Origin of the sequence: Bacillus sp. TH50, from assembly GCF_016650565.1 — a bacterium.
GTDB lineage: Bacteria > Bacillota > Bacilli > Bacillales > Bacillaceae_G > Bacillus_A > Bacillus_A mycoides.
Map to the genome: position 1 here is coordinate 81,916 of NZ_JAEKFM010000003.1, position 13,069 is coordinate 94,984.

Consider the following 13,069-nt stretch of genomic DNA (forward strand, 5'->3'; position numbering starts at 1 on the left):
TACAATGTGAACAAATACAAACTGTACCGGTACAAAAAAACAGGAGGTGTAATGATGTATAAATATTTACATGTTTTGAACAACTTAGAAAGTATGATTCAAAATGGTGAGATAAAAGAAGGAAAGAAATTACCGTCTATACGGTCGCTTGTTACACAATATGAATGTAATAAGGCGACTGTAATACGAGCGCTGCATGAATTGGAAAAGCGTCATATTATTTATTCTGTACCTCAAAGTGGATACTACGTTGTTAAGAAATCTGGAAGTTACGTAGAAAGTAACGAGATTATTGATTTCGCTTCTTCGGCCCCAGATCCAGATGTTTTTCCATACTTAGATTTTCAGCATTGCATTAATAAAGCGATTGATACCTATAAGAATGATTTGTTTATATACGGAACACCGAAAGGGTTACCATCTTTAATTTCGGTTGTGCAAAAACAGTTAGCAAACTATCAAGTTTTCACAAAGGAAGATAATATATTTATAACGTCAGGTGTGCAGCAAGCACTTGCTATATTAACTTCAATACCATTTCCGAATGAACATAATATGATTCTAATTGAACAGCCAAGTTACCATTTATATATTGAATATGTAGAAACAAATAACATTCCTGTAATCGGAATTAAGCGTACGCATGAGGGGATAGATTTAAATGAACTAGAGCGGATATTCAGCACAGAAAAAATTAAATTCTTTTATACAACTCCAAGATTTCATCATCCACTTGGAACTTCGTATTCTAAAAAAGAGAGAGAAAAGATTGTTAAACTTGCGAAGAAATATAATGTATTTATAGTAGAAGACGACTATTTAGCAGATTTAGAAACTGATTCAAAAGTAGATCCGTTTTACAGCCAAGATAATTGTAATCATGTTATATATTTAAAAAGTTATTCGAAGATCATCTTTCCTGGTTTGCGAGTCGGTGTTGCAGTCATCCCGCAATCCATTGCAGATGCCTTTTATAAGTATAAAAAGATTTTAGATATCGATAGTCCTATGATTTCACAAGCTGCTTTAGAAATTTACATAAAGAGCGGAATGTTTGACCGGCATAAACATAAAATAAAAGCATCTTACTACAATAGGTCAAAAAAACTAGCGGCAGTAGTAGAAGGTGTTCAAAATGAAAATCCACATTTGTTTACTTCTAGAACAGTAGATCCAATTGGAATACAGACTTGTTTACAGTTGAAAAAAATATAGTCACGGACACATTTATTAAAAATTTAAAAAAGAGTCAAATAAGCATAGATTCTATTGATAAAAATTATTTAAGTAACTTTCATAAAGAGAGATTGTTAAAGTTAAATGTATCTAATGTAAAAGAAGAAAAGATTGAAGAAGGGATTGGCAAAGTAATTGGGGAAATAAAACGAACGAACCGTGTGGATTTTCAGTTTAAAAAAGAATAAAAATTATGAGGGGGCGTGTTTTGAATAGAATAGCCTTGTTTGTATGTATTGCTCTTATTGATTCACAATATTATTGTTTAATTACAAAAAAATCGTTACGTTCATGATCTGCCATTAAAAGGGTATTTTCTTGAATATGGATAAGAGAATGGGTTATTTATATGTGAATTAAAGGTAATTCAGAAGGTGTTATTTCGTTTTAGTATGTGGAAATATTACTCAACATTATGGAGGAGATCGATTATGAGCAATACACAGACATTACGAGGGCTAACCACAGTTAGTTTTTGGACAGATAATCTAGCAGCCGCAAAGAAATGGTACGCTGACCTATTAGGAAGTGAACCATACTTTGAACGTCCAGGATATGCCGAATTTCGCATTGGCGACTACCAACACGAGCTAGGTTTAATCGATAGCCGTTATGCGCCAGCTGATTCAGTGACCGGCCCATCTGGCTCTATAGTGTACTGGCATGTTGATGATGTAACAGCAACTTTCAATAAGCTACTGTCTATGGGAGCAAAAGAATATGAGGCACCTACAGAGCGCGGCGTGGGATTCATCACGGCTTCCGTAGTTGATCCCTTCGGAAACATATTAGGCGTTATGTACAATCAGCACTATTTAAATGTGCTGATTTCGAGCAAAAAAGCATGAACTTCGCTGCTGCACAACGAGGCATAGGGTGCAATGCTAATCAAATTTAATTAATATTATTTTAACCCCTTCTTAAAATCAGAACGGGGTACCGAAAATAATTATACTTGATTATAAAGAGTAAGGAGAATCACATGAAACCATTACAAGGTAAAGTAGCAGTTGTGGCCGGAGCAACACGAGGCGCCGGAAGAGGTATTGCGATGATGCTTGGCGAAGCCGGTGCAACTGTATATGTAACAGGAAGAAGTACAAAAGGGAATTTATCCTGTATGGGAAGAACTGAAACGATTGAAGAAACGGCAGAGCTTGTTACAAAGCAAGGCGGAAAAGGAATCGCAGTTCGTGTTGATCATACGGTAGAAGAAGATATTAAAGCATTATTTAAAAAGATTCAAGACGAACAAAATGGACAGCTTGATATTTTAGTAAACGATGTTTGGGGCGGCGATCCTTTAACGGAATGGGAGAAACCTTTCTGGGAACACACCCTACATAACGGACTACTTATGCAACAAAGAGCTGTTCATTCTCATATAATGACAAGCCATTACGGTGTACCATTAATGGTGAAAAATAAAATGGGACTTGTTATTGAAATTACAGATGGAGTCGATTATCAATATCGAGGTAATTTGTACTATAGTTTAGCAAAAGTCTCAACAATTCATTTAGCAGAAGCTATGGCGAAAGATTTAGAACAACACAATATTACAGCTGTCGCAGTTAGTCCAGGATTCCTTCGTTCAGAAGCGATGTTAGATATATTTGGTGTAACAGAGGAGAATTGGCGAGAAGGAGCTAAACAAGACCCTCATTTTATCGCATCAGAAACTCCTTTCTTTGTTGGAAGAGCAGTAGCAACCTTAGCAAGTGATCCAAATGTTCATGAAAAAACGGGACGAGCGTTAAGTTCATGGGAATTAGGAAGAGAGTATGAATTTACAGATATGGATGGAAGACGCCCAGATTGGGGGGAATATTTTGAGGAGAATGTTTTGAATCAAAATTAATGTTTTTAGAGCACTCAATAGCTGAGTGCTCTTTTTCTTTATACTGTACACAAATAATAAAGTCCTCTTAAAAATAAAGTGAAACTTTAATCAGTGTGGAGGTGTCCATTCTCCACTGATTATTAGCCTTCACCAATCGGGCGTTTACGGGCAGTTATCTCCCACCTAACTTCCTAGCATTCGCCGAATTTTGAGATGGGAGTCTTACTGCCCGCAAATAGAGGGATAAAATAGTTATTTAAAAAGCATTGGTACAAATGAAATACAGTCAAAAATAAAGTGACAAATCCAACTCACCCAAATACTTTTTGAATTTTTCCATATATAATTTAGTGCTAATCTAACTGGGATTATAGTTATTAATAACTGCATTGGCACAAAACCATAGGCTGGAATATGCCACAAAGCGAACAACAAACTACATATTATTGATGCCGTGCCAAATTTTAATCCTAATTTTTGTAATGCGATAATTATATTAGTGCAAATCAACTCTTCACCCATTAACATAAAGGGTACACGGAATAAAATCATAGAAATACTTATTACTTCAGCAACGGAATTTTTAGTTGCAGGTTCAAAAATGTAACTGAATATTAAGCTGGAACCGATACCCACGATAATTGTTAAAGGCACGCCCCAAAGTAATGTCTTGAAATTAAAATGTTTAAATTGCTCTAATGATATTTTTCCTAAAAAATAGTATCCTATAATTCCACATAATACAAGATTCCATAAAGCTTCAAGAATCATTCCCAATACTTCAGGTATATTATCTCCTAACACTGCGAAAAGTTGATATACAATCCCGGAAATAATTAATAATCCCAAAGCCAAAAGGGATTTTGAATCAATTTTCTTCTCTGTTTCTATAATCTTTGTTTCCACAACAACCCCTTCTTTCTTATTATTTCATTGATTACGAATATATAATAGCACATTGTTCTCCAAAATAATGGTAATTGAGACGATCATAATAATTTTATTTTTCCAAATCAGTAAGTCCAAGATTAGGAGATTCCTTGCAAGAATCATTTAGACCAAACCTATTATTAATGTCGTGATTGAAATAAAGCATATTGCAAATGGTGTGAAATAAAGCAATTATTAAACAAAAATAATAATCGCCCATCAAATTTATGAGTAGGCGATTAATGTATTTCTAAGAACAAAATTAAACAACTTTATTATCTTTACACATATATCGCATAAAACATTTTTTAACTTCATTAAATATATAGGGAATCATTACCAAAAAATGATATCCTTAAAGTATAGTCTATATTTTATATAGGAGGGTGAGGGGGTCTATGGCGGTACGTATAGTCGATGATTTACAACAATTCTCTTTATTACTTATGTTTTTGAGTACATTAATATTTTACAGATACTTAAAGAAGATTAAACGAGAGAGAAAACTGACTTCTTTCGAATGGACAATGTATTTTGTTACTCAATTCGCGACTTCCATTTGGGCAATTACTTATTTTATTAAATTCTTGTCTGAATCGTAAGTTACAGTAAACCATTTTAGTTTACTGGGTTATTGTTATCTATTAGGGATATAAATATAGTCCGTATCTAAGTCAATGACGACATCACTCTTAATGTCTTCTTGTAATGACTTTGGAATGTTTTCAAAATGATAACGTACACAAAATAAATTTATAAGCTCCTCATTAGATAACTCTTCATTTTTTACGTTAAAATACATTTTTTTAACTTACTGATAGAACAGTTATGACCAATAACATACTCATTAATTCCATATCCATCAAATTCAATTATCATGTTATCACTATTGGTTGCTAGCCAACATTATAGCTTTAATTTTGGATGAATCTTTCATATTGATTATTATACATAGCTTATATATGTCTCGTCTCAATTATGATATTCAAAATAAGAAGAAACACATTTGGAAATTTTTTTAGCAGGTGCAACAGCACGTTCTTTAATACCAATGCCAATAAAAGAAGGTCATACTGTGTACGCAATGATTCGTAACGAATCACAAGTAGAAGCAATGAAGAAAGTTGATGCTTTACCAGTACTAGCTGGGAGAGAGGTGCTTCAAAGAATAAGGCACGTAAAGAGAATGGATACTTTAAAATGTCATAAAAATCCTTTAATAGGAATACTAGTAACATTCACTATTAAAGGATTGGGCTGTAATGAATATACTTTTTGAAAGCATTATTTTAATCCTCACTGGAATTATTGTTTTAAAATTGACAGGTAGTAAATCTGTTAGCCAAATGACGAGAGCTGAAATTATTATTGTGGTTTCTATAGGACGTATTATTGTAGAACCTATATTAAGTAGGAAAGTAGGCCCATCTATTTTTGCTGCGTTTATTTTTGCGGGTGTTTTACTTATTATTCATTTTTTTGAATTGAAATCACGAAAAGTAGAAAAGTTTCTAAATGGAAATAGCATTATTGTTATAGAAAACGGAGAAATCTTAAAAAGAATTTATTACGCGCGAAAATGTCAGAACAACAATTATTTATGCATCTGAGAGAAAAAGGTATACATGAAATCAAGAATTTACAACAAGCAACTGTAGAAACGAATGGACGGATTGGGTATCAACTAACTACCAAGGCACAACCAGTTACTTTGGAAATGCTAGAAAAGCTTCTAGAGCAATGTAATCTGAAAAAATAGTTTTAGACTGAAAAGCGCTTCTTGTACATAAAGGCACTTTTCGCAAACGTAAGAGTCCCTTCAGTAATCCTGAAGGGACTCTAATTTACCGAGGGTGATAACAATCAATATTACGATTAACAACAACATTAAAGTTCATAAAAATAAACAGAATGAATAATTGACAAAAAATGAGAATAGTAGTAATCTAACGTAAAACATACGCTACCGTATTTTATGGGAGAGATGATATGCAATTAACGAGAGAAGACTGGATAAAAGTAGGATTACAACAATTAGCTAATGAAGGAATACATAAAGTTCGCATTGAAGCACTTGCTCGATTGCTAAAAATAAGCAAAGGAAGCTTCTATCACTATTTTCGTGACCATCAAGAGCTTTTAGATTCTATGCTCGACTTTTGGGAAGTACATGCAACAAAGCTGATTGTTCAAAGTATGGAGCAACAGGATGCCTCTTTAGAACAGCTATTACAGATTAGTTTTAATCGAGATAAAAAAATTGAGAATGGTATTTATGCTTGGGCTAAATACGATCCTGTTGTGGCAACACGTTTAGTAGATATAGAAGAACAAAGAATTTCTTGTGTTGCAAAATTGTATCAAAAAATGGGCGTAGACGAAACTGAATCAATTGATCGAGCGAGACTTGCCTATTTAACGTATGTAGGATGGATGACAAGGTTTGAAGCAAATCCTAATTTTGATATTGATAAAATGGTTGAGCTTTTAACTTCTTTCAGCGGGTGTCCAAACATCCACTGAAAAAAGTAAAGCCTCCGGACGCAATTATGCTGAGGCATAATTGATTATTCGATAATAAATGTCCCTAATATGGTTATAAAACCTGAAGGGACAAAATTTTCACTATAACATACGGTAGTGTATGTTATCTTTGAAGTTACGAAATTGGGGGCGAATAAATGAAATTACTATTAATAGTAGTAGCTGTGGGGCTTCTGTGGTTTATCAGTTTTTTGCATATTTATTGGGCTTTTGGAGGTCGATGGGGTTCTGCTGCTGTTATCCCAGTAAAAGAGGGAGAACATAAGCCTGCTTTTACTCCGAGAATATGGGGAACATTATTCGTAGCCATTCTTATTCTATTAGCTAGTGTCATTATTGTTGTTCAATTAGGTTATTTGCAGGGGTTCGAAGCAAATAGTTTATCTAAAATCGGAAGTATTGTCTGTGCTTTAGTTTTCATTGTTAGGGCAATTGGTGATTTTAAGTTTGTTGGATTTTTCAAAAAAATTAAACATTCTCAGTTTGCTAGATATGACACTTGGTTCTATAGTCCATTATGTTTATTCTTTGGTTTTGTCTATATCATGTTGTTGTTTTAATAAGTATAATGAATTCCCTATAAAATAAATTTCATGCAGGAAGAAAACACCTCTTATTGAACAAGTAGCAATAAAAAGAAGTTTGAGCATAGCAATAGAGCAATACAGGTTCTGTTGACAGCGAAGTCCACTATGATTAGTCATTTGTGTTTAAAAAGAGGATAGATAGGGCGAATTTATTCAAGCTCTTCTATCCTTTTAATTTTTATACATATAATGTATGACATTAGATAAGAATTCACTATTAATAATAGGTTCAGCTTATATCTTGACTTTTAATAAAATTTTAAAGTGTTGGTTTTTTATTGTGTGAATAAGAGGTTAGTTGTTGTTTTGGAGTTTACATGAATGATTTAAACTTGGCAATTGTATCATGTAATCTTTCTAATCCAATCAACATATCTTTTTCATTTAACATTGAATAACTAATTCGCAAATGATTATATTGAGTTTCATGGCTTAACAGACAAGCTGTGCCGGGTAAAAAAGAAACATCAACTTCATTCGCTTTTTGTAATAATGTAAAAGGATCGATTGACTGAGGGAGTGTAACCCATAAGTTAAATCCTCCATTAGGTATTTCAAATTCTAATTCTTTTAATGGAGATAATATATCAATTGTTAAATCGCGTCTAATTTGTAAAGCAGTCCGTAATTTTTCTAAATGATTTTTCATTCGTTCCGCTCGTAAAAAAGGAAGTAGTGCTTTTTGTGTCAATAAGGGACTACCAATATCCATCGAAGCCTTCACGGCGTATAACCATTCAAAGATAGGACCTTCAGCTGCAAGTGCCGCGATGCGAAGACCTGGTGCCAACGTTTTACTAAATCCTTTTAAATATATAACATGACCATTTGTATCAAAGCTTTTTATTGGAGGAGGAATTTTAAAATCCTCAAAATATATCTCTCCGAAAGAATCATCCTCTAAAATGAAAAATTGATAAAGCTCTGCTAGTTCTACAAGTTCCATTCTCCTTTCTTTACTCATTACTGTGCCCGTTGGATTCTGAAAAGTAGGATTCACATATAACAAAACAGGATTCTTTCTTTGACAAATATCATCGATTAAATCTGAGCGAATGCCGTTGTTATCAAGACTAACAGGGATAATTTGAACTCCTTTATTAACAAATACATCAAGCGCCGCTCCATAACACGGACTTTCTACTAACACTATGTCTCCAGGCTTTAATAATGTTTGGGCGATTAAATCGATTCCTTGCTGGGCACCACTTGTAATTAATAATTGAGATGGATCTGTAACTACTTGTTGGTGTTCTTTTAAGTAGTTTGTTATTTCCACTCTAAGTTCTTTAGCTCCTTGAACAGGTCCGTAAGTTGCTAGTATCATTTGATCTTTATTAAGTAATTTGTGCATTTCATCTGAAAGAAACGGATTTGGTAATAAACGCGGATAAAGGACCGCCTGTGAAAAATCGAAATATTTACGGTGTTGGTTCATCACATATTGAGAACGCATAACATTAATGGATTTCGTTTGTTGCCATTGATATGGAATTGGTTTGAAATCTTTATTCACACGTTTATGTATATAGGCACCTTTTCCTTGTTCAATTCGTATATAACCTTTCGTTTCTAACTGTTTATAAGCTTTACGAACAGTTAATAAACTAATTTGTAAATCATCGGCCATAGAACGTAAAGAAGGGAGGTAATCGCCATGTGAAAGCATCCCGCTTTGAATTCTCTCAACAATTTGCATATATATTTGTTGGTAATATGGTATGTTGGATTCTTTACGTAGTACTATCTTCATAAAATCACCTGTTTTTCTTTTTAATTTAATTAAAGCGAAAAACATCCTGACAATCAACTATATTTTTATTCAACTGTTATATGCGCGGATACACTGTTATACACCATTTCCTCTATACTCATTTCAAGAGTAAAAAGGAGGAAGGAAAATGGTCATTTTAAATTATATTTTAGTATGTATTATTTTTGGAACGACATTTTTAACGATAAAAATTGGAATAGAAGCGGGGGCACCACCATTATTTTCAGCTGGAATTCGTTTCTTTTTGGCGGGCCTTATTCTCATTATTATTTTTAAATTAAAGCGAAAGGATATTATGCCTTACTTATTATCGAAACGTATTATATATGCTGGTTTTTGTTTAACATTTATGACATTCGCGACCCTTTACTGGGCTGAACAATATATTTCTTCTGGATTAGCTGCAGTTCTATCTGCTACGGGTCCAATGATGATCTTGCTATTACAATCAAAGAGAAATAAAACAAAATTGCAAAAAGAACAACTTGTCGCTTTAGTTATAGCACTCCTTGGTGTTTTTTGCATTTCTTTACCTGGAATGCATCAAGAACTTACATTCATATGGAGTATCGCTTGCCTTGTTATATTAGTAGGAGAGTTGTTTTATGGAATAGGTTCTATTCGTTCTAAAGAGATACTTTCAGATTTACCTAACGTATCACCATTTCTCATTAACGGCATTCAAATGTTTTATGGAGGAGTTTTGTTGTTAATTGTATCTATCGTAATGGAACAGCCTAATCTAATAATCTTAACATCTTGGAATGTACAATGGCCAATTTTATATCTCATATTTGTAGGATCTATCGGTGGACACGGTTTATATTACTGGCTTTTATCAAAAACAAATCCTGTATTTCCATCAACGTGGTTATATGTATCTCCGTTAATTGCTGTTATTGTAGGTTATTTTGTATTAGGAGAACCATTAAATCCTGCAATGGGAATTGGAGCTTGTTTAATCTTGATTGGTGTATTTTTAGCGAATCGTTCTACACTTGGAGTTTATTTTAAGCAAGGAAGGTTGTTAAAAAAAGAGATGTAGTTAAAGTTTAATGATGTGGAAAACTGAGGGAAACGTATTCGAAATTTAGAAGGAAAAATAGTTAATTTGAAGAAAATGATTAACAGATTAGAGATAGTAAAATCAAAAACACAGTTGGAGAAATAACCAACTGTGTTTTTATATAGGGTGTATTTTATTTTACACTTAACTAAATCGGTCGCATATTGTTTGGTGGATGAGTGTTATTTTTTTATTACGGTATTGCCCATCGCGATAGAAATTCGATTCCAACTGTTTATTTGATTAATGATTAACACAAGGTCAACATATTGTTTTTCGTCAAAGTGCTCACGTACTCGGCTGTATAGATTTTCAGGAACTCCTTTAGTAGGAATGAGAGTAATATGCTCCGATAGTTCCAAAACAACTTTTTCTTCAGGAGTATAAAAATCACAATCATCCCAAGCATTTAAGCAATAAATTCTTTGCTCGGTTTCACCCAATTTTCGGGCGTCAGAAGTATGCATATCGATACAATAAGCACAGCCGTTAATTTGAGAGACTCTAATTTTTATAAGCTCTCTAACAGCTCGATTAATTGAAGATTTCTTCGTGTATTTCTCCATATCCATCATAATTTTCATACCATCAGGCGAAATATCATAATAAGACATTCTTTGACTCATAAGACAAAACCTCCGTTATTATAAGTTTTTATAATAAAAACACACTAGGTCGCTATTGTGACTTCTAGTGTGTTTTTGTAATTAATTCACTTTTTTTATAAAACCTTTATAATGACGCTTCACAAGTTGACTTTCTAACGTCTTCATCGTTTCTAATGCAACACCTACGATGATTAGTAAACTTGTACCACCGATTTGAGCAGATGGTGGTAATGTAGCGATTTTTGTAAATACAAGTGGTAATATTGAAATTGCTCCTAAGAAAATCGCACCGATAAATGTTAAACGGTATAAAATTTTTGTTACATACTGTTCTGTAGATTTACCTGGGCGAATACCCGGGACATATCCGTTTTGCTTTTTCAAATTCTCAGCCATTTGTTCAGGATTTACTTGAATAAACGCGTAGAAATATGTGAAGGCAACGATAAGACCCACATAAAGCGCCATTCCAAACGGATGTGCAAAATCAAGATTCGCAATTATCCATTTAGATACGCTTGAATCAGGGAAGAGCTGCGCAATTGTACGCGGCGTCATTAAAAAGGCTGAAGCAAAGATAACAGGAATTACACCTGCACTATTTACTTTAAGAGGTAAATGAGTATTTTTTGCTCCTTGATATTGATTGTTTCCTGAAACAGCTTTTGCATATTGAATCGGTATTTTTCGAACAGCTTGTTGAATGTAAATAACACCAACAACTATCGCTAAAATTACGAGTCCAATTAAAACCATTTTTATTATGTGCATAAATAACTGATCGCCTGCGTTTTGGAATTGTTGCAAATAAATTTGATTAGCGACATTTGGAATCGCCGCAACAAGTCCTGCGAAGATAATCATTGAGATTCCATTACCAACGCCATTAGCGGTAATTTGTTCACCTAACCAAAGTAAAAATGCAGTACCAGCAGTTAAAACTGTCGCAATAAATAAGTATGTAGTCCAGCTTTGATCTGTAATTAATTGTCCACCTGCTATATTATTAAAACCATAAGACATCCCAATGGATTGTATAAATGCGAGAATGATTGTAAAGTATCGAGTAAATTGAGCTGATTTCTTACGGCCCATTTCTCCTTGCTTTGCCCATTCTGTAAATTTAGGTACAACGTCCATTTGTAGTAATTGTACAATGATAGAAGCTGTAATATATGGTGTGATACCTACAGCAAAGATTGAGAAGTGTTGCAGTGCTCCTCCGCCAAATACGTTTAGCATACCTAAAACGTTTGCTTGATCTTGTACTTTTAATACCTCTGCGTTAGTATGAGGAACTGGAATAAACGTGCCAATGCGAAAAACAATTAGCATCGCTAGTGTAAAAAGAATTTTGTTTCTTATCTCAGCTACTCTCATGAAATTTGAAATCGTACGAAACATTATGTCGCCTCCTATATTTTTATCAGTTCAAAACTGATTATTATATCCCGATGAAGTAACCACAAACCTCCTTCCGCATTAAATTCATTTGACAAATGGAATTTTATACATTTTGTAGTTTTCGCGGATATAAAAATATAAGGTGTTATACAAGCGATTTATTGACTTTTCGTAATCATTCAATACCCATAATATAACTAATAAATTAACAAATGTACATACATAAGCATTAAAAATGAATGAATAGAGTGATTTTTTACATATATTTAATGCTAGATTGATAATTAGGAACGTTTTATGTGGTTATGTTGAAGGGATTCCGTGGAAAGTATTATGATGTAGCTGTAGCGCATAATAACCTCAAGGAAATCTTCAAGGATGTTGAGAGAACTCGTACGTTTCAGCATGAATTAGAGAACCTACTAAAGAAAGAAAAGATTGGATTGGAATAATAGTGAAGGAAAATCTTTTTTCCATAGAGAATATTTCTAGCGTAGGAATCTAAGTATGTAGGTTCTAATGAAAGGAGAATTCACATGAATACATTTGTAAATGACAAGTTTTATGAAACTAGAAATCAATTATTTGAGGAAATTACTTTGTTAAGTGATGCTCAATTTAATAGGAAACCAGATAAGGATAAATGGAGTATAGCACAAGTTTGTCATCACTTAGTTTTATTAGATGAGAGAGTTATAACAGTTATTTCATCGGGATTAAAAAAGGTGGATAGTATCTTAAATGAGCGTAAAGAAATTCACACTATTTTGTTAGATAGATCGATAAAATTTATAGCACCAGAAATGATTGAACCAAGTATAGAACCATTTGAAGTGCTGCAAATGGTTGATTTGTTAAACGACTCTAGAAAAGAATTGATGCGTTTTCTGAGTACAATAGAAGATGAATCTAAATTGGTAAAAAAATCAGTGATGCATCCAGCTCTTGGAGAATTATTTCTTGATCAGTGGATAGAATTAATCTATTTGCATGAACAGCGTCATATAGAACAAATCAAAGAGGTCAAATTGCTTTGTGGAGTTGAAAAGTAAAAATCATTATCTATTTATTGAGCGA

13 protein-coding genes and 3 pseudogenes are annotated in these 13,069 nt (G+C 33.3%); 11 read left to right on the forward strand and 5 right to left on the reverse strand.

What is annotated here, in order from left to right:
• Positions 1 to 54 precede the first annotated feature (54 nt).
• The 3 genes and pseudogenes from JFU23_RS00415 (at position 55) to JFU23_RS00425 (ending at position 3,097) form a co-directional block, all read left to right on the forward strand.
• A pseudogene (locus tag JFU23_RS00415) lies at positions 55 to 1,424 on the forward strand (aminotransferase-like domain-containing protein).
• 243 nt (positions 1,425 to 1,667) lie between these two features.
• Positions 1,668 to 2,084, forward strand: a complete 417-nt coding sequence (locus JFU23_RS00420) for a VOC family protein (protein WP_201031058.1) — start codon at positions 1,668 to 1,670, stop codon at positions 2,082 to 2,084.
• 134 nt (positions 2,085 to 2,218) lie between these two features.
• Positions 2,219 to 3,097: an SDR family oxidoreductase gene (locus JFU23_RS00425; protein WP_201031059.1), complete on the forward strand. Its 879-nt coding sequence runs from the start codon at positions 2,219 to 2,221 to the stop codon at positions 3,095 to 3,097.
• Between the two features lie 234 nt (positions 3,098 to 3,331).
• Here the strand turns inward: JFU23_RS00425 and JFU23_RS00430 are convergent, their stop codons facing one another.
• The gene (locus JFU23_RS00430; RefSeq protein WP_002069901.1) at positions 3,332 to 3,985 is read right to left on the reverse strand and encodes a CPBP family intramembrane glutamic endopeptidase; all 654 of its coding nucleotides are present in this window, start codon (positions 3,983 to 3,985) and stop codon (positions 3,332 to 3,334) included.
• A 422-nt stretch (positions 3,986 to 4,407) separates the two neighbouring features.
• On the opposite strand from JFU23_RS00430, the gene JFU23_RS00435 reads away from it, so the two are divergent.
• Entirely contained in the window at positions 4,408 to 4,611 is a 204-nt protein-coding gene (locus tag JFU23_RS00435; RefSeq protein ID WP_000290880.1) for a hypothetical protein, read from the forward strand.
• A gap of 35 nt (positions 4,612 to 4,646) precedes the next feature.
• Here the strand turns inward: JFU23_RS00435 and JFU23_RS30375 are convergent.
• Positions 4,647 to 4,888, reverse strand: a pseudogene (locus JFU23_RS30375) (hypothetical protein).
• 127 nt (positions 4,889 to 5,015) lie between these two features.
• On the opposite strand from JFU23_RS30375, the gene JFU23_RS00440 reads away from it, so the two are divergent.
• The 4 genes and pseudogenes from JFU23_RS00440 (at position 5,016) to JFU23_RS00455 (ending at position 7,113) form a co-directional block, all read left to right on the forward strand.
• Positions 5,016 to 5,288 carry a Rossmann-fold NAD(P)-binding domain-containing protein gene (locus tag JFU23_RS00440; protein WP_201031060.1) on the forward strand — a complete coding sequence of 91 codons (273 nt, stop codon included), beginning with the start codon at positions 5,016 to 5,018 and terminating at the stop codon, positions 5,286 to 5,288.
• Positions 5,272 to 5,768: pseudogene (locus JFU23_RS00445) on the forward strand (DUF421 domain-containing protein). Before JFU23_RS00440 ends, JFU23_RS00445 begins: the two are co-directional and overlap by 17 nt.
• A 230-nt stretch (positions 5,769 to 5,998) precedes the next feature.
• The gene (locus JFU23_RS00450; protein ID WP_002085377.1) at positions 5,999 to 6,532 is read left to right on the forward strand and encodes a TetR/AcrR family transcriptional regulator; all 534 of its coding nucleotides are present in this window, start codon (positions 5,999 to 6,001) and stop codon (positions 6,530 to 6,532) included.
• Positions 6,533 to 6,690: 158 nt separating this feature from the next.
• Positions 6,691 to 7,113, forward strand: coding sequence for a DUF3995 domain-containing protein (locus tag JFU23_RS00455; protein WP_201031061.1), 423 nt, complete (start codon positions 6,691 to 6,693; stop codon positions 7,111 to 7,113).
• A gap of 340 nt (positions 7,114 to 7,453) precedes the next feature.
• On the opposite strand, the gene pdxR is transcribed toward JFU23_RS00455, so the two are convergent.
• Positions 7,454 to 8,893, reverse strand: coding sequence for a MocR-like pyridoxine biosynthesis transcription factor PdxR (gene pdxR / locus JFU23_RS00460; protein WP_201031062.1), 1,440 nt, complete (start codon positions 8,891 to 8,893; stop codon positions 7,454 to 7,456).
• Positions 8,894 to 9,041: 148 nt separating this feature from the next.
• Between pdxR and JFU23_RS00465 the strand changes: the two genes are divergently transcribed.
• Positions 9,042 to 9,959 (forward strand): DMT family transporter, encoded by a 918-nt coding sequence (locus JFU23_RS00465; protein WP_201031063.1) that lies wholly within the window; start codon positions 9,042 to 9,044, stop codon positions 9,957 to 9,959.
• 203 nt (positions 9,960 to 10,162) lie between these two features.
• On the opposite strand, the gene JFU23_RS00470 is transcribed toward JFU23_RS00465, so the two are convergent.
• Both JFU23_RS00470 and secY read right to left on the reverse strand, forming a co-directional pair.
• On the reverse strand, positions 10,163 to 10,606 hold the full coding sequence (locus JFU23_RS00470; RefSeq protein ID WP_201031064.1) for a carboxymuconolactone decarboxylase family protein: 444 nt from the start codon (positions 10,604 to 10,606) through the stop codon (positions 10,163 to 10,165).
• Between the two features lie 81 nt (positions 10,607 to 10,687).
• On the reverse strand, positions 10,688 to 11,992 hold the full coding sequence (secY, locus tag JFU23_RS00475; protein ID WP_201031065.1) for a preprotein translocase subunit SecY: 1,305 nt from the start codon (positions 11,990 to 11,992) through the stop codon (positions 10,688 to 10,690).
• Between the two features lie 299 nt (positions 11,993 to 12,291).
• Here secY and JFU23_RS00480 point away from each other — a divergent pair, with 299 nt between their 5' ends.
• Complete coding sequence (locus tag JFU23_RS00480; RefSeq protein WP_201031066.1) at positions 12,292 to 12,444, forward strand: hypothetical protein; 153 nt, start codon at positions 12,292 to 12,294, stop codon at positions 12,442 to 12,444.
• Between the two features lie 84 nt (positions 12,445 to 12,528).
• Entirely contained in the window at positions 12,529 to 13,044 is a 516-nt protein-coding gene (locus JFU23_RS00485; protein WP_201031067.1) for a DinB family protein, read from the forward strand.
• Positions 13,045 to 13,069: the final 25 nt, after the last annotated feature.